We start from the raw sequence: 15,409 nt of genomic DNA on the forward strand, positions 1-15,409 counted from the left end.
ATACCCCGTGTTGTCAGGTTCTTGACACCGGTGGCGTGGGTGGATTTCCTGGGCGGGTGAGGCGTTCGACATTTCTCAAGGCAGCGGCGGCGGGCGGTCTGAGCCTGGGCGGTGGGCTGGCGTTGCCGGCCTCGGCCCGGGGCGGCACCCGGCCCCTGGCGCAGACGACCACCAAGGTCGCCGATCTCACCGGCCCCGGCCTGACGACCCGTTTCCGCATGGAGGCGACGGACCTGGGCATTCCCGCCCGCACCCCCGACGGCCGGCTGCTGTTCGTCTTCGGCGACACCTTCGAGGGTGCCTCCGTGGGCGCGGGCTGGTGGCGTTCGCCGGTCGGCCTCTGGTCGGGCACCACGGACCTGGCCGCGGGCGTCACCTGGTCCGGGGCGGTGGGCGGCGACGCGGCGCAGCAGTTCTGGGCCTACGAGCACGACAATCCCGAGTTCTCCACGGTCCTCCCCTCCGACGTGATCACCATCGGCGGCAGCATGTACCTGCACGCCATGGTCAACAAGGGCCTCGGCACGGTCGTGTGGACCGAGATCTGGCGGTCCGACGACTCCGGGGCCACGTGGGTGCACACGGGCGCGAAGTTCCCCTCCGATCTGCACGGCGGGATGTTCCAGCTCTTCACCTGGGGCCTGGGCAACGACGGCTACGTGTACGTGTACTCGACCGGCTTCCAGCGGGACAAGCCGATCATCCTGCACCGGGTCCCGGCCGACCGGATCACCGACCTCGCCGCGTACGACCCCTGGGGCTACCGCGACGGCGTCTGGGCCTGGGGCAACCCGCCCACCCCCATCCTGGAGGGCAGCTTCGGCGAGATGTCGCTGCGCCCCCTGGACGGCAAGTGGGTGCTGACCTGGTTCAACGCGGGCGACTACCGCATCGACGGCATCGTCATGGACACCCCGACCTCGAATCTCTACACCGCCCACCGTTCCACGCTGATCTGGGGCGGCGCGTGGGGCGCCGAGGACGACTCGCATGTCGCCCAGCTCTACGGCGGATACGTCATCCCGGGCTCGACGCTCGACGACCTGCACCTGTCGGTCAGTCAGTGGAACACCGGCACCGGGTGGCCGTATCGCGTGATGCAGTTCCGCGTCCGCGGCTTCTGGCCCTGAGGCCGGCGGGGCGTGCCGCCCGCCCGGGCGTCCCGGGCCGGGCGCGGCCCGGGCGGGCCGACGGCCTACGGGGAGCCGGGCCCCTGCGTCACGGCGAGCACCCGGCCGTGCTCGTCATAGGCGGTCACGTCGAAATCGGGGGGCAGGGACGGGGAGCGGGCGGCGTCGAAATAGAAGACGCCCCAGTCCGGCTCGCCGGCCAGCATGACCATGGTGGCCGGGTAGGCGGTGTCCTCGCCCTCGGGCTCGATCATGATCCGGGCCGGCGTCTCGTCCAGCCGCCAGACGCCCTCGATCAGCCGGGCGCCGTTCTGGTCCTCCAGGAGGCCGGCGCCGATGCTGCCGGGGCGGACGTTGTTGCCGGGAAAGCGCTTGGCGTCCTCGATCTGCTGCGCGTAGTACTGCGGGGAGGTGATCACGTAGTTCTGCTCGCCCTCGGGGAGCAGACCCAGCACGGTCTCCCGGTTGATGACGACCCGTTCGTAGGGCCGCACTTCCACGAGCCCGCCGCCGGCGGAGGGGGACGGCGTCCCGGGGGGCGTCGCCTGGGCCGCCGGCGGCGCGGTGCCCCCGGAGCCGCCGGCCTCCTCGGGCCCCGCGCCGGCCGGCCACTCCGCCAGGCCCACCGCAAGGGCCACCGCGAGCACGCACGCCGTCGCCGCGCTCACCACGGCCAGCCGGCGCCGGGCGCGGAGCGCGCGGCCGCGGCGCATCACCTGCTCCACCGGCGCGGGCCCCGGCACGACGGACTCCGCCACCCGGCGCAACTCCTCAATGAACTCCGGCCTGTTCTCGCTTTCCGGCACGGATCGGCACCTCCCGTCCCCTTTCCGGCTCCTGCAGGTTAAGGACCGCGGGGTCGGCGCGCAGCTTCTCCAGGCCGCGCGCCGCCCGGCTGCGCACCGTGCCGACCCGGATGCCGAGCAGCGCGGCGACCTCGGTCTCGGTGCGGTCCTCGACGTAGCGCAGCACGACGGCCGCGCGCTGCCGCGGCGGGAGCCGGCGCAGCGCGGCCGTCAGCACGTCCCGGGCCAGCACCTGGTCGACCTGGTCCCGGTCGATCCGCTCCGGGAACCAGGTCGTCAGGAACTCGGGCACCCTCCTGCCACGGATGCGGTCGTGATGGGCGTTCAGCATGATCCGCCACACGTAGGCGTCCGGGTCCCTGGCCCGCGTCACGCGGTCCCACCGCGCATACGCCTTGGCCAGCGCCACCTGGACGAGGTCCTCCGCGTCGTGGTGGTGGCCGGTCAGCAGGTACGCGGTCCGCAGCAGCCGGGGCCACCGGCCGGCCGCGAAAGTCCTGAACTCGGCGTCGTGGGCTTCGGGTGCACGAGTCATCGGACGTCAGCCGTCGAGGGAGACCTCGAACTCGCTGAACACGTCACCGTCCGCGTCCGTGGCGATGATGGTGTAGGTGTCGGTGCCCTCGATCTCCCAGGCGGCGGGGTCGAAGTAGAAGGTGCCCCAGCCGTCCTCGTGCCTGAGGGCCACCGGCTGTGCCCCGTAGCTGAGTTCGTCGCCCTCGGGGGCGACGGCGATGAACGGGACGCCCTCGTCCAGCCGCCAGACGCCCTCGATCAGGACGATCTCGCCGTCCTCGCCGTAGACGCCGGCGCCGACGCTGTTGGGGCGGATGCTGCTGCCCGGGTAGCTCTTCGCGGCCTCGATCTCCTCGTCGTAGTACTCGGGGGAGGTGACCACGTAGTTCTGCTCGCCCTCGGGCAGCAGACCCATCACGAACCGGTCGTTGATGACGACGCGTTCGTAGGGCCGCACCTCGATCAGGTCCATCCCGCCGGCCTGCGCCGCCTGCGGAAGGAACACCACCATCGCGGTGGTGGCGGCGGCGCCGGTGAACAGGGCGCGCCTGAGAGTCGACTTTCCGGTCATGAGCCCTCCAGCTCTTCGTGGCGTTCGGTCATGACCAAGACGCCGACGGTGAGCCGAATCTATCCATCCCCGGCCGGAAACCCACCGGAGGTGGGAAGCGGGCCGGGCGGGCTCCTTGCCGGGTGCGGCCCGCGCCCCGGGGAGGGGGCCGTGCCGCGGGGCGCGCCGGGGCACCGAGATGTTCGCCTGCCGGTACGGGGTGGGCAGGTTCGCGATCTCTTGGGGTTCAGCCGGGCGTCGTTCCGTTTCCGCCATGCCAGTGCCCCCGAAGTACGCGAAACCCAGCAAAGCCGTGGCTGCCGGCCGGCGCCGCTTTCTCACCGGAACCGGGGCCGCCGCGGCCCTCGCCCTGAGCGGCGGCCTCGCGGGCGTCGCCACCGCCGACGGCCGCGCCCGCGGCCGGGAGAGACGCGACCCCTTCACCCTCGGGGTGGCCTCGGGCGACCCGCTGCCCGACGGCGTGGTGCTCTGGACCCGCCTCGCGCCGGAGCCACTCGAACCGTACGGGGGGATGCCCAGGAGCGCCGTGCAGGTCGAGTGGCAGGTGGCGGAGGACGAGCGGTTCCGCCGCGTGGTGCGGGCGGGCAGCGCGACGGCGCGGCCGGAGTACTCGCACACGGTGCACGTCGACGTCCGCGGGCTGCGGCCGTGGCGGCACTACCACTACAGGTTCCGGGTGGGCGGGCAGCTCAGCCCGGTCGGCCGGACCAGGACCGCGCCCTCGCCGGGCACGGAGGTGCCGGCTCTCGACCTCGCCTTCGCCTCCTGCCAGAACTGGACGGCCGGCTTCTACCCGGCGCATGGCGACCTGGCGGCGCGGGACCACGACGTGGTGTTCTTCCTCGGCGACTACATCTACGAGAACCCGATCCCCGTCGACGGCGGCGCCCGCGGGCAGCAGGTCCCGGCCGAGGTGGGGGTCGACTGCGTCACGCTGGACGACTACCGCCTGCGGTACGCCCTCTACAAGCAGGACCCCGACCTCAAGGCCGCGCACGCGGCGGCGCCCTGGGTGGTCACCCTGGACGACCACGAGGTGGAGAACGACTGGGCCCCCCGGGACTCGGCGGAGTGGGTGGTCCGCCAGGCGAACGCCTTCCGCGCCTACTGGGAGCACATGCCGCTGCGCTGGGACCGGCTGCCCCAGGGGCCTGACCTGCCGCTCTACCGGCGCCTGGCCTTCGGCCGGCTCGCGGAGTTCTCCGTGCTGGACACCCGGCAGTACCGGTCCCACGCCGACGGCGGCTGGCGCGCGCCGGACGCCGACACCCTCGATCCGGCGCGCACCCTGATCGGGCAGGCGCAGGAGAGGTGGATTCTCGACGGCCTCGGCGCCTCATCGGCGCGCTGGAACGTGCTGGCCCAGCAGGTGCTGATGATGCCGACGGACGCGGCGGCGGGCGCCGCGCAGTCCGTGGCGATGGGCACCTGGTCGGGCTACTCGGCCTCGCGGGACCGGGTGCTGGGCGGCCTGCACGAGCGGGGCGTGGACAACCTGGTCGTGCTGACGGGCGACGTGCACGCCAACTTCGCCGGCGACCTCAGGCGCGACTTCGGCGACCCCTCCTCGCCGGTGGTCGGCAGCGAGCTGGTGTGCACCTCGATCTCCTCGGACGGCGACGGCGCCGACGCGGACGACTGGACGCGCACCATCCTCGCCGAGAACCCGCACGTGGCCTACGCCAACCACGAGCGGGGCTACGTCAGTTGCCGCATCACCCCGCGGGAGTGGACCGCGCACTACCGGGTGGCGGACACCGTCACCCGGCGGGATGCCGCCGTCCGCACCAGGAAGTCCCTGGTCATCGGGAACGGCGTCGCCGGCATCCGGGACTGAGCCCGCGCGCCCCACGGCCCCGGCCGGACGGCCGCGGCCCCGCCCTCGCCTTCGCGGCACGGAACAGGAAGATGACGACGATGCACAGACGTACCAAGGTCCTCGCCGGGGCGGGAGCCGCCGCGCTCCTGGTGACCTCCCTGGCCGGCGCGGCCTTCGCCGGGGAGTGGGGCGGCCGCGGCGGCGGGCCCGGGCACCACTCGGTGGTGGCGCTCAGCGCGCCCGGCCGGGTCGCCGCCGCGCCCCCGCTGCCCTGCCTGTCCTCCAGCTTCGGCGTGGGCCTGACGAACACCTCGGACGAGCCGGTGTTCGCGGACCTCGACCTGGCCGTCGAGGCGCCGCTGAGCCTGTCCAGGCGCGTGCTGTCGACGTATCTGCCGGCCGCGGACGCCGGTTACACGGCCGGCGCCGAGGTGGAGGTGCGGATGCCGCGGGACACCGCCCCCGGCTCGTACCTGGCCACGCTGAGCCTCGACGGGGAGCCGGCGCAGCGGATCACGGTGGAGGTCGCGCCCCTGCCCGAGCGGGGGCCGGACGCGAACCTCGCGCTGGGCGAGCAGGCCTACGCCTCCTCCACGCACAGCAACGTCCGGCTCTGCGGGGGCGTGGACGGCAACACGGACTCGGCGCAGTGGGGGGCGAGCGGCACCCACGACGCGACCTCGGGGGTGTTTCCCGACACCTACGGCGTCAACCTGGCGGAGAGCGCCACGGTCGGCCGCGTGGAGCTCTACACCCTGGACTCGGCGCGCTATCCCGCCGCCCGGATGGGGCTGCGCGACGTCGACATCCAGGTGCACACCGCGGAGGGCTGGCGGACGGTCGAGGAGGTGCGGGGCAACGAGGCCGGGCACATCACCGCCGCCTTCGCCCCCGTCCTGGCCGACCGGGTCCAGGTCGTGACGTACGACTCCAACGACCACAAGTACTCGCGCATCGTCGAGCTCGAGGTGTACGCCTCCTGACGCGGCGGGCGCGCGGGCCGGGGCGGTCAGGCCGTGGGGCCGGGGTCCGCGGGAGCGGCCTCTTCCCACGGGCGGCCCGGCGATCCGCGGAGCCGGGGGCGGGGCGGCCCGGCGGGTCAGGCCGCCCCGCCCCGCTGCTGCGCGCCCCGGCCCGCGCCCGCTTGGGCCGTGGATGCCGTCGCCGAATCACGGCCGGGGCGGCCTGTGCCTCAGGGCAGTATCGCGACGGTGTCCGTGGCGCCCTCGTTGTCGACGACGGTCAGCGTGCCTCCGTTGTGTCCCGCTGCGTAGCCGAAGAAGGTGTCGCCCACGTCAGTGATGAGTTCCTCGCCGCCGAAGTCCCACACCCAGGAGACGATCTCCCCGTCCGGATCGTAGGAGCCTCGCGCGTAGAAGTAGCAGTGCGGCCCCACAAGCGGGGCCCAGGAGGCGCAATAGGTGTACGCGTCCGAGACGACTGCCACGGGCGGCTGGTTCGCCGCGGCTTCGGGCTCGCCGGCCCGGGTCACGGGCGCGGTCAGTGCGGTCAGGCCAAGCGTCAGCGCCGTCACGACGGCGGCCTTGCGTGGTGCTCCCATGCTGCTGTCCTCCTCGTCGGTCACGCTCATCGGTCGTGCCGTCCTTCGCGGCACCACCGTCGAGCCTGACGGCGACCTCTGAAGGGAATATTTCCCCGCCCCTCAACGGGCGGGAGGCAGCTCACGCGCAGCGGACGGCGAGCGGGAGAGCAACGAGCCGGTCCAGGGGAAGCCGGGTGAGCGTACTTCCCGCTGCCGTCCGGGAACCACGGCAGCCGGCACGAGCGGGGCACGGAGGAGCCCACCATCGGCCGCGGAATCCGGCTCCTCGCCCCGGCTCCGGGACGGCGGACCTGTGCCCTCCCGCCCGGCGCGGCGGGAGGGCTCGGTGCGGGGCGTCAGGCCGTGCGGGGCGTCAGGCCGTGCGGCACACCTGGCCGTTGAGGGTGAAGACGGTCGGCGTGGGATTGGCCCCGTCGTTGGCGCCGACGAAGCCGAAGGAGGCGGTGGAGCCGCCGTGCGCGGCCAGGACCGCGTTCCAGCCGACGTCGATGGCGTGGACCCGCGTGCCGTCGCTGCTCAGCCCGGCGTTCCAGGCGCTCTGCGCCGACTGCCCGGCGGAGGGCCAGGTGAAGTCCAGGCTCCACCCGTTGATCGCGGTGTCCGCGAGGTTGGTGACGGTGATCGTGGCGACGAAGCCGCTGCTCCAGCCGGAGTCCACGTGGTACGTCGCCACGCAGGTGCTGTCCCGTGGCGAGGTGGTGGTCAGCGTCAGCGGGGCGGAGGGGCGGGAGAGGCGGCCGTCGGCGTTCCTGGCCAGGACGTTGACGGTGTGTTCCGAGCCGGGCGGCAGGTTGCGCAGGACCACGGAGGTGGAGGTGGCGGAGCCAAGCAACTGGGCGTTGGCGCCGAGCCGTTCGTAGACCTCGTAGCGCACCGGCGTGCCCTCGGCGCTCGCGGGCCAGCTCAGGGTGGCCGTGGTGCTGTCCACGGCGGTCAGGATGGGGGCGCCCGGGGCGCCGACGGCCGGCTCGGCGCGGTCCGGGTGCACGGTGAGCGTGGTGATCGAGTACGGCGGCAGGACCTGGGAGCCGTCCGCGGCGGCGGCCACGCGCGTGACGTCGGTGTCGCCCCGGGCGTAGCGGTAGGCGACGGGTGCCCCGGCGGCCGGCGAGAAGCCGGCGTAGTGCAGGTCGACGGTCCGGGAGGCTTCGGGGTCCTTGTTGATCAGCAGGACGCTGAGGTCGCCGTCGGCGCGGTGCACGGCGTGGACCGAGACGCTGTCGCTGCCGGAGGCGGCGGCCACCATGGTGTCCCCGGGACGGCCGAGCGTGGTCAGCGACTTGATGGCGTAGTAGGGGTGGAACGGGGTGTTGACCGCGGGCTGGCAGACGTCCTCGATGCAGCCGCCGCTGGAGAGCAGGCCGAAGTCGTTGAAGTCGACCTCGCCGTCGACCGTGCTGATCGCGCCCGGCCCGTTGTGCGTGTTCCACCAGTCGACGGTGAAGACGCCGTTCTCCAGCGCCGTCATGTAGACGTCGGCGGCGAACAGGGCGTTGGGCCTGCTGTTCTGCTGGACGTTCGAGTTGACCTCGGTCAGGGCGATGCCGATCTCGGCGGAGCGTTCCCCGGCGTACCGGTCGATCTGGCGGCGGATCTCCCGGAGCTGGCCGGGGAGCCTGGCGACCCGCTGCAGGGCCTCGTCGGCGGTGGCGCCGCCCGGGTAGGAGTGCACGATGACGAAGTCGACGGTGCCGGCGACCATGGACAGCACGGTGTGGTTCCAGTCGGCCGCGTCCCCCGAGCCGGCGATTCCGTCGGGCCAGTCCCCCGGAGTGGTCAGGACGGCGCCGATCTCGATGTCCGGGTCGACCGCCTTCATCGCCTCCGCGTAGGCGAGGACGTTGCGGGCGTATTCCTGCGGGCTCTTGTCCGCGTGCTCGTCGGCCTCCCAGCCGCTTCCGTAGTGGCCGTTGCCGTAGATCTCGTTGCCGATCTCCCAGTACCTGGCGTCGTAGTCGCGGGTGACGTTGGCGTAGCGGACCCACGCGGCGGCCTCCTCGGGGCTGCCGGTGCCGTAGTTCGCGATGATCATCGGCTGGGCGCCGGTGGCCCGCACGGTGCCCATGAAGGCGTCGAAGTCGGTGCCGGGTGCCACGTAGCCGCCCGGGGCGGTGTGGTCCTCCCAGTGGTAGATGTCGCCGTAGGAGCCGCCGGGGTAGCGCATGAGCCCGACGCCGGCCGCCTCCATGAGGGAGGCGACCTCCGGGTCGTTCATGTGGGAGTCCCAGATGGCGGTGTTGACGCCGAACGCCGTGTCGCCGAGCGTGCCGAGCCCGAGCGTGGCGTTGACGGTGACGTCGACGGCCGGATCTTCCGCGGCGCCGGCCGGGGCCGGTGCCGCGACGGCGGCCGCGGCCAGCGCGGCGAGGGCCGTGGTGACCGCGGCGGTGGCTCTGCGGAAGGCCCCCGGCCGGCGGGACGGTTGAGGTGAGAGCGGCATGGCGCGTTCCCTTCACGGGTGGGCAGGAACCGCGGGAGGCGAGAGCGCGCCCCGGCGTTCCTCGTCCTCGCTCCGCTCCGTGCCCCAGGGTGCGCGCCCTCGCCCCGGCGGCTCTGGGAGCGCTCCCATAATCGGAGCGGTCCCCTGCTCCGTCAATACCCGGGCACCCCGGTGCCGTTGGGGGATGCCGCCGCGCGGCGGCTCCCCGGGGGGCCTAACCGGCTCCCTCGATGCGCCACCGGTTGTCGGCGGTGCCGTCGTCGGGGACCTGGAGGGCGAACGCGCCGAGGGCGGTGGAGTTGTTCTCGATGCCGAGCAGCTTCCCGCTGTGCACATTGCGGATCTTGTACGTGCCGTCGCCCTGACCGAGCAGTGTCCACCGGTGATCGGCGGTGCCGTTGTCCGACCACTGCAGGACGATCGCGTTGTCCGCCGTGGACATGTTCTGCACGCCGAGCACCTTGCCGCTGTGGGCGTTGCGGAATCGGACCGCGTCCCCGTCCGTGACGAGATACCAGTCGTGGTCCGCGGTTCCCGAGTCATGCCATTGGAGGGCCCGGCCGCCGTCGGCGGTGGACATGTCCTGGATGCCGAGCACCAGCCCGCTGCCCGCGTTGACGAGGCGGACGGGGGCGTCGCCGGCCCCGCCGGTGCGCCAGTAGACGGTGTACGTGTGGCCGTGCGCGTCGTAGAAGGGCTCCAGGGAGACGCGCGCCCCGCCGGCGGTGGCGGTGAAGGCGAGGGAGTCGCCGCTCACGCGGGTGATCGAGGCGGCGTCCAGCGCGGGCGGGGAGCCGGGCACGGCGGTGCCGTAGTTGCCCGAGAGCACCACGGGGCCGTAGGTGACGGCGGCGATGTTCGCGTCGTCGTTGGTGGGCCTGAGGACGATCCGCATGGGCAGGCGGACGGTCACCGTGTCGCCCGAGGTCCAGGAGCGGGTCAGGGTGGCGTAACTGCCGGGCGTGGTTGCGATGTTCTGCACCGTCCCGTTGACGCTGACGCTGGCCCCGGTGGTCCAGCCCGGGATGCGGATGCGCATCGGCCAGGTGCCGCCCACCTCGCCGGTGACCCGCAGGGTCGTGGTGTCGGAGACCGGGTAGGAGGTGGACTGGGTGACGGTGATGCCGCGTTCTTCCCAGGTGAGCACCGAGGGCAGGAACAGGTTCACGATCAGCGTGGTGCCGCTGAAGAAGTAGGCGGAGTCCATCAGCTTGGTGTGCGTCTCCAGGCCGGTCCCCTGGCAGCACCAGAAGCTGTTGTAGTCGGTGCTCCAGGTGCCGCCGCCCCAGGCCGGGCCCACGCCGCGCCGGCCGCCCGGGTTGAGCGGGGTGAAGTAGGTGACGTGGCCGTGGGCGTCGGCCGGGTTCTGCTGGCCGATCATCTGGTTGAGCCACGCCTGCTCGTAGTAGTCGAACAGGGCGGCGCGCTCCGGGTCCAGGGTGAACAGTTCCCTGGTGAGCTTGAGCATGTTGTACGTGTTGCAGCTCTCGCAGGTGTCCTGGTTCAGGTAGGCGGCGATGGCGTTCGGGCGGCGGAAGTGCTCGGCCTGGCTGTTGCCGCCGATGGCGTAGGTGTGGGCGCCGACGCAGATGTTCCAGGCGTTGGCCGCGATGTCGCGGTAGCGGGTGGTGCCGGTGGCCTGGTACTCGCGGGCGGCGCCGATCCACTTGGGGACCTGGGTGTTGGCGTGCAGCCCGCTGAGCGCGTCCTGCCCCGCGGCCAGCGGGGCGAACACCGCCTCGTGGTCGAACCGCCGGGCCACGGTGAGCCAGCGCGGGTCGCCGGTCTCCTGGTGGATCTCGCACAGCACGTCGTTCATGCCGCCGAACTCGGTCTCCAGCATGGCCTGCATCTGCTGGGTGCTCAGGCGGCCGGTGCGCCGGTCGACCCAGCCGGCCAGGTTGAGCAGCACGTCCCTGGCCTCGGTGCTGCCGAGGAGGCGCCACACGTCGAGCAGGCCGGCCAGGGTCTTGTGGAGGGCGTAGTAGGGGACGTTGCCGTTGGAGAGGGTCCGCGCCTCGAGGGCGGTGAACTCGGACTCGGGGAAACCGGAGAGGTAGCCGTCGGCGAACCCGGCCGCGCCGTTGTTGGCCTGGCACTGGGCCAGCCCCGCCACCATCCGGTTCGCCTGGTCGCGGCAGGTGGCGTCCCCGGTGACGGCGTGGCCCTGCGCCCAGGCGGTCAGGAAGTGCCCCTGCACGTGGCTGCGGAAGGGGAAGTTCGGCGCGTCCCAGCCGCCGTTGGGCTGGGCGCCGTTGGTGGACAGGCGGTGGTTGGCCCGGAAGGCGTACAGGAGCCGGTCGACGTCGACGAATCTCAGGTAGGCCAGCGTGCGGTTCTGGTTGTCGAGCCACCGGCTGTCGGTCAGCCGGACCCGGCCGAGCGGGAAGGGGGAAGCGGAGACCTCGACGGCGGCCTGGGCCGTACGGCTCGCCGCGCGGGCGCGCGGGATTCCGAGGCCGGAGGCGGCGGCGCCCGTGGCGGCGGCGGTCACGCCGGCGGCGCGCAGGAGGCGCCGTCTGCTGAGAGGGGATCCCGGGGAGCCGGGCGTGGGGGACGGGGAGGGTGCAGGGGACATCGTGTGCCTTTCCGTGCGGGGACCGGCGCCCGCCCGCCGGGCGGGCGCCGGTGGAAGGTGTGGCCCGGGTCCGGCCGGTGCGCCGGCCTGCCGCCGCGGGACGTCGGGCCGGCCCCGGGAGAGGGAGGCCGGCGAATCCGCGGCACCGGGTTCGATATATCGAACGATGTTCTCTATACCGAATGAAATCGACCATAGAAGCGGGTCGTGGGCATGTCAACAGCCTCGGCCGGAACGGGTTTTGCCGCGCGGCCGGCGGCCGAAATCCCCTGTGCGACGCCGGGCGTGTCATCGATTCCGCCCCGGCCACCGTCTCCCTTGTGACGCTTTCATTGGGGGAAGGAGCCGCGTGACACACGAAGAGGACGAAGAGTTCCATGCCTTCGTCGCCGCCCGCTGGGGGCGGCTGCTTCGGACCGCCTTCCTGCTCACCGGCCACCAGCAGGACGCCGAGGACCTGGTGCAGTCCACACTGACCCGCGCCTTCGACCGGTGGGGCCGGGTGCGGCGGGCGGACGACCCGGAGGCCTACGTCTGGCGCATGCTCCTCAACGCCGCCACGGATCGCCTGCGCGCCCCGCGAAGGCTGCGGGAACGGCTCACCACGCACCTGCCGGAGCGGGGAACGGCCGACCACAGCGAGGAACTGGCCGTTCGCGACGTCCTGCTGGAGGCGCTGGCCCTGCTGTCCTCCCGGCAGCGGGCGGTGGTGGTGCTGCGGTACCTGGAGGGGCGCACCGAGACGGAGGCCGCGCTGCTGCTCGGCACCACCGTCGGCACGGTCCGCAGCCACACGGCCAGGGCGCTGGCCACCCTGCGCGGGAACCCCGCGCTCCGTGATCTCACCGACCAGCGAGGAGTCGCACAATGACGAACGAGGACCGGGTGTGGTCCGAGGAGGACGTCGTCGCGTCGCTCTCCGTCCAGCTCGACCGCGCGGCCGGCACCCTCGTGGTGCCGCGGCCCCCGGTGGCCGCCATGATCCGCGACGGCCGCGCGCGCCGCCGGCGCAGGCGGGCCGCGACGGCGCTGGGGGCGGCCGTCGTGGTGGCGGGGACCGTGCCGTTCGCCTGGGGGGCCTTCCACTCGGGCACCGAGCGGTCGCTGCAGCCGCCGGCCTCGACGGTCGGCGAGTTCTCCGGGTCCGCACGGGTCGTTCAGCCCTACGAGGCGTTCGACATCGGGGCCGGGCTGCAGATGACGCTGAAGGAGGACGGCTACCTCGCCCTCTCCGGCGGGGAGCTGCCGCGCAGCGCGGCCGAGGACACCGGCCCCTCCTTTTCGCGCCCGGAGGAGCCCACGTTCACCTACCCCGGATTTCCGCTGCCCCATGGCCGGCTCGTCCTGGCCGGCATGCTGCCCGGCGAGGAGATGCCCACCCGCGTCGAGGCGGAGTGGGGCGGCACCACGCACGCCGCCCGGATCGTCACCCTGCCCGGCGAGCCCGGCTGGTACGCCATCCACGCCGACCTGGGGTCGGGAGACGCCGGGCAACCGGTGACCATCACCGTCTTCGGCGCCGAAGGCGAGGTGCTCGACCGGCTCCACAGCGCCCCGGCGGCCGGCTGACCCCGGCACGGCCCGGCCTGCCGGGGAACGCCGGCGCCGCGGCCCGCCTTCCGCGGCGCCGGCGGCAGCGCCCGGCGCCGGGCTCCCGCAATACCGCACCACCGCACCACCCGTACCAGGCACGCAGCACGAGGAGAAGCACCCGATGGCACGCCGCACCGGCCCCCGGCAGGGGGCGCTCCGCCTGACGCACGCCAACCAGAGGCGCGGGGCCGCCCGGTTCCGCGAGCGGCCCGACCCGCCGCCGATCCGGCGCGCCACGGGACGCCGGCTGCACCGCCTCGGGCTGCTGCGGTCCGCCGGCGTCCGGGCCGGGCGGCGGCGTCCGGCACCGTACGAGGTCGCGGTCCCGGCCCTGTCCCCCGCCGGCCGCAAGGCGCTCGGGCGGCTCACCGGCGGGGCGCCCGCGGCACGCCGCCGGCTTCGCGCGTCCCGGGCGGAACGCCCCGTCCCGGCCCGGGGCGCGGGCGGCGAGTGGCTGATCACCGACAAGAGGGGGCGGGTCCTCGTGCAGGTCCGCGGCGAAAGCCGCGAGCGGGCCCTCGCCGCCGCCCGGCGGATTCCGGCCGTCCGCCTGGCCGAGGCCCGGGAGGGCGGCCTCGGTTCCCGCCCCCGGCACACCACCGACCTCGCCTGGAGCCCCGCGCCCCGGCTCGGCCCCGCCGCCCGTGGGTCCGGAACCGGGCGCGGCTGGTGACGGGCCCCGGCCCCCTGCCGGCCGCTCCCGGGCCCCGGCGCCTCCCGGGCCCCGGCCCCTTCACAGGGTGCGGGCCAGCAGCGCGGCGCCCATCGCCAGCATGGTGGCGGCGACGAGTGCGTCCAGCGCCCGCCACATGCCGGGGCGGGACAGGAGGCCGCCGAGGAGCCGGGCGCCGTAGCCGAGGCCGGCGAACCAGGTGAGGCTCGCCAGCATGGCGCCCAGGCCGAAGACCCAGCGCAGCGAGCCGTGGTCGGCGGCGACCGAGCCGAGCAGGAGCACGGTGTCCAGGTACACGTGCGGGTTGAGCCAAGTCAGCGCCAGGCAGGTGAGCACGGCGGTGCGGGCGGAGCCGGCCGGGGCGCCGCCCGCCGTCAGCGCCTGCCCGGCGGGGGGCCACAGCGCGCGGCGGGCCGCCAGCAGGCCGTAGCAGGTCAGGAAGCCCCCGCCGGCCAGGCCGACGGCCGTCAGCGCCGCCGGCCACGCGGTGACCACGGCGCCGAGCCCGGCCACCCCGAGGGTGATGAGGATCGCGTCGGAGGCGGCGCAGATGCCGACCACCGCGGAGACGGCCTGCCGGCGCGCCCCCTGGCGCAGGACGAACGCGTTCTGGGCGCCGATGGCCACGATGAGGGACAGGCCGGTGCCGAATCCGGCGCCGGCCGCCGGGAGGATGCCGCTGTTCACGCCGACCGACGCTAGGCAGCCGCGCCGCGTGAGTACAGCTAAAGTTTCTTACATACCCTTAGCCCTTGTGATGACCGAGCTGCCCTTCGAGCAGGTGCGTACCCTCCTCGCCGTCGTCGACGAGGGCACCTTCGAGGCCGCCGCCGAGGCGCTGCACGTGACGCCCTCCGCGGTCAGCCAGCGGATCAAGACGCTGGAGCAGCGCACGGGGCGGGTGCTCCTGATGCGCACGAAGCCGGTGCGGCCGACCGAGTCGGGGCAGGTGGTGCTGCGGTTCGCGCGGCAGCTGGCCACCCTGGAGGGAGAGGTGTGGGCCGAGTTGGGGATCGCGGGTCGCCCGGGTCCGGCCCGGCTGCCCATCGCGGTCAACGCCGATTCCCTGGCCACCTGGTTCCTGCCGGCGCTGGCCCGGGTGCCCCGGGACCCGCCCGTCTGCTTCGACCTGTACCGCGAGGACGAGGCGCACACCGCGGCGCTGCTGCGGGAGGGGCAGGTGATGGCGGCGGTGACCTCGGCGGCACAGCCGGTGGCGGGCTGCCTGGTGCGCCCGCTTGGCCTGGCGCGGTATCTGCCGGTGGCGGCCCCGCGGTTCGCGGCCCGGCACCTGTCGGACGGGCCGCTGGAGCGCAGCCTGCCCGAGGCGCCGGTGATCGTCTTCGACCGGCGCGACGAATTGCAGGACCGCTTCGTCCGCACCCTGACCTCGGGGCGGACGGGCGCCGCCCGGTACCGGCACCACGTGCCCAGCTCGGAGGGCTTCTGCGACGCGGTGGCCGCCGGCCTCGGCTGGGGCCTGGTCCCGGAGCCGCAGGCCCGGCCGCTGCTCCGCTCCGGCGCCCTCGTGGAGCCGGCGCCCGGGCGGAAGATGGACGTGCCGCTGTACTGGCAGCAGTGGAAGCTGGACGTGCCGGCGCTGGCCCTGGCGGCGGAGACGATCGCCGCCGCGGCCGCCGGGTCCCTGTACCCCCCACAGTGACCTCCCCGGGGAGCGCCCGGTGCGGGCGGCGCGCCGGCCACGGCCCGGCGGGCGGC

14 protein-coding genes are annotated in these 15,409 nt (G+C 73.9%); 7 read left to right on the forward strand and 7 right to left on the reverse strand.

The features are described from left to right. The first annotated feature begins 56 nt into the window (after nucleotides 1-56). Nucleotides 57-1,130, forward strand: a complete 1,074-nt coding sequence (locus D7294_RS23805; protein ID WP_120683122.1) for a DUF4185 domain-containing protein — start codon at nucleotides 57-59, stop codon at nucleotides 1,128-1,130. Nucleotides 1,131-1,195: 65 nt separating this feature from the next. Here the strand turns inward: D7294_RS23805 and D7294_RS23810 are convergent, their stop codons facing one another. Genes D7294_RS23810 through D7294_RS23820 form a run of 3 tightly spaced genes read right to left on the reverse strand, consistent with a single transcriptional unit; the run spans nucleotide 1,196 to nucleotide 3,023 of the window. Beyond that, the gene (locus D7294_RS23810; RefSeq protein ID WP_147450903.1) at nucleotides 1,196-1,936 is read right to left on the reverse strand and encodes a hypothetical protein; all 741 of its coding nucleotides are present in this window, start codon (nucleotides 1,934-1,936) and stop codon (nucleotides 1,196-1,198) included. Next, nucleotides 1,902-2,471, reverse strand: a complete 570-nt coding sequence (locus D7294_RS23815) for a SigE family RNA polymerase sigma factor (protein WP_120683126.1) — start codon at nucleotides 2,469-2,471, stop codon at nucleotides 1,902-1,904. The genes D7294_RS23810 and D7294_RS23815 overlap by 35 nt, the downstream gene beginning before the upstream one ends. A gap of 6 nt (nucleotides 2,472-2,477) precedes the next feature. Then, nucleotides 2,478-3,023: a hypothetical protein gene (locus D7294_RS23820; RefSeq protein ID WP_120683128.1), complete on the reverse strand. Its 546-nt coding sequence runs from the start codon at nucleotides 3,021-3,023 to the stop codon at nucleotides 2,478-2,480. 292 nt (nucleotides 3,024-3,315) lie between these two features. Here D7294_RS23820 and D7294_RS23825 point away from each other — a divergent pair, with 292 nt between their 5' ends. Next, the gene (locus D7294_RS23825; RefSeq protein WP_206619558.1) at nucleotides 3,316-4,860 is read left to right on the forward strand and encodes an alkaline phosphatase D family protein; all 1,545 of its coding nucleotides are present in this window, start codon (nucleotides 3,316-3,318) and stop codon (nucleotides 4,858-4,860) included. 80 nt (nucleotides 4,861-4,940) lie between these two features. Next, complete coding sequence (locus D7294_RS23830; RefSeq protein WP_120683132.1) at nucleotides 4,941-5,825, forward strand: galactose-binding domain-containing protein; 885 nt, start codon at nucleotides 4,941-4,943, stop codon at nucleotides 5,823-5,825. Nucleotides 5,826-6,034: 209 nt separating this feature from the next. On the opposite strand, the gene D7294_RS23835 is transcribed toward D7294_RS23830, so the two are convergent. From D7294_RS23835 to D7294_RS23845, 3 genes are all read right to left on the reverse strand, one after another. Beyond that, nucleotides 6,035-6,433 carry a hypothetical protein gene (locus D7294_RS23835; protein WP_120683133.1) on the reverse strand — a complete coding sequence of 133 codons (399 nt, stop codon included), beginning with the start codon at nucleotides 6,431-6,433 and terminating at the stop codon, nucleotides 6,035-6,037. Between the two features lie 325 nt (nucleotides 6,434-6,758). After that, on the reverse strand, nucleotides 6,759-8,846 hold the full coding sequence (locus D7294_RS23840; protein ID WP_120683135.1) for a cellulose binding domain-containing protein: 2,088 nt from the start codon (nucleotides 8,844-8,846) through the stop codon (nucleotides 6,759-6,761). Between the two features lie 214 nt (nucleotides 8,847-9,060). After that, on the reverse strand, nucleotides 9,061-11,424 hold the full coding sequence (locus D7294_RS23845; protein WP_120683137.1) for a beta-L-arabinofuranosidase domain-containing protein: 2,364 nt from the start codon (nucleotides 11,422-11,424) through the stop codon (nucleotides 9,061-9,063). A gap of 349 nt (nucleotides 11,425-11,773) precedes the next feature. On the opposite strand from D7294_RS23845, the gene D7294_RS23850 reads away from it, so the two are divergent. The 3 genes from D7294_RS23850 to D7294_RS23860 all read left to right on the forward strand — a co-directional run bounded on the left by D7294_RS23850 (nucleotide 11,774) and on the right by D7294_RS23860 (nucleotide 13,690). Then, nucleotides 11,774-12,295 (forward strand): SigE family RNA polymerase sigma factor, encoded by a 522-nt coding sequence (locus tag D7294_RS23850; RefSeq protein WP_241562584.1) that lies wholly within the window; start codon nucleotides 11,774-11,776, stop codon nucleotides 12,293-12,295. Next, a complete protein-coding gene (locus D7294_RS23855) occupies nucleotides 12,292-12,993 on the forward strand; it encodes a hypothetical protein (protein WP_120683141.1) in 702 nt (233 codons plus the stop codon). The genes D7294_RS23850 and D7294_RS23855 overlap by 4 nt, the downstream gene beginning before the upstream one ends. A 145-nt stretch (nucleotides 12,994-13,138) precedes the next feature. Beyond that, complete coding sequence (locus D7294_RS23860; protein ID WP_120683143.1) at nucleotides 13,139-13,690, forward strand: hypothetical protein; 552 nt, start codon at nucleotides 13,139-13,141, stop codon at nucleotides 13,688-13,690. Nucleotides 13,691-13,750: 60 nt separating this feature from the next. Here the strand turns inward: D7294_RS23860 and D7294_RS23865 are convergent, their stop codons facing one another. Next, nucleotides 13,751-14,377: a LysE/ArgO family amino acid transporter gene (locus D7294_RS23865; protein ID WP_120683145.1), complete on the reverse strand. Its 627-nt coding sequence runs from the start codon at nucleotides 14,375-14,377 to the stop codon at nucleotides 13,751-13,753. 70 nt (nucleotides 14,378-14,447) lie between these two features. Between D7294_RS23865 and D7294_RS23870 the strand changes: the two genes are divergently transcribed. After that, nucleotides 14,448-15,353: a LysR family transcriptional regulator ArgP gene (locus tag D7294_RS23870; protein WP_120683342.1), complete on the forward strand. Its 906-nt coding sequence runs from the start codon at nucleotides 14,448-14,450 to the stop codon at nucleotides 15,351-15,353. Nucleotides 15,354-15,409 lie beyond the last annotated feature (56 nt).

This window comes from Streptomyces hoynatensis (assembly GCF_003626535.1).
In the GTDB taxonomy this organism is placed as follows: domain Bacteria; phylum Actinomycetota; class Actinomycetes; order Streptomycetales; family Streptomycetaceae; genus Streptomyces; species Streptomyces hoynatensis.

Coding starts and splice junctions, on each gene's coding strand:
- D7294_RS23845 (WP_120683137.1), bottom strand. CDS start 11,424: ATGTCCCCTGCACCCTCCCCGTCCCCCACGCCCGGCTCCCCGGGATCC.
- D7294_RS23855 (WP_120683141.1), top strand. CDS start 12,292: ATGACGAACGAGGACCGGGTGTGGTCCGAGGAGGACGTCGTCGCGTCG.
- D7294_RS23870 (WP_120683342.1), top strand. CDS start 14,448: ATGACCGAGCTGCCCTTCGAGCAGGTGCGTACCCTCCTCGCCGTCGTC.
- D7294_RS23820 (WP_120683128.1), bottom strand. CDS start 3,023: ATGACCGGAAAGTCGACTCTCAGGCGCGCCCTGTTCACCGGCGCCGCC.
- D7294_RS23815 (WP_120683126.1), bottom strand. CDS start 2,471: ATGACTCGTGCACCCGAAGCCCACGACGCCGAGTTCAGGACTTTCGCG.
- D7294_RS23840 (WP_120683135.1), bottom strand. CDS start 8,846: ATGCCGCTCTCACCTCAACCGTCCCGCCGGCCGGGGGCCTTCCGCAGA.
- D7294_RS23860 (WP_120683143.1), top strand. CDS start 13,139: ATGGCACGCCGCACCGGCCCCCGGCAGGGGGCGCTCCGCCTGACGCAC.
- D7294_RS23835 (WP_120683133.1), bottom strand. CDS start 6,433: ATGAGCGTGACCGACGAGGAGGACAGCAGCATGGGAGCACCACGCAAG.
- D7294_RS23830 (WP_120683132.1), top strand. CDS start 4,941: ATGCACAGACGTACCAAGGTCCTCGCCGGGGCGGGAGCCGCCGCGCTC.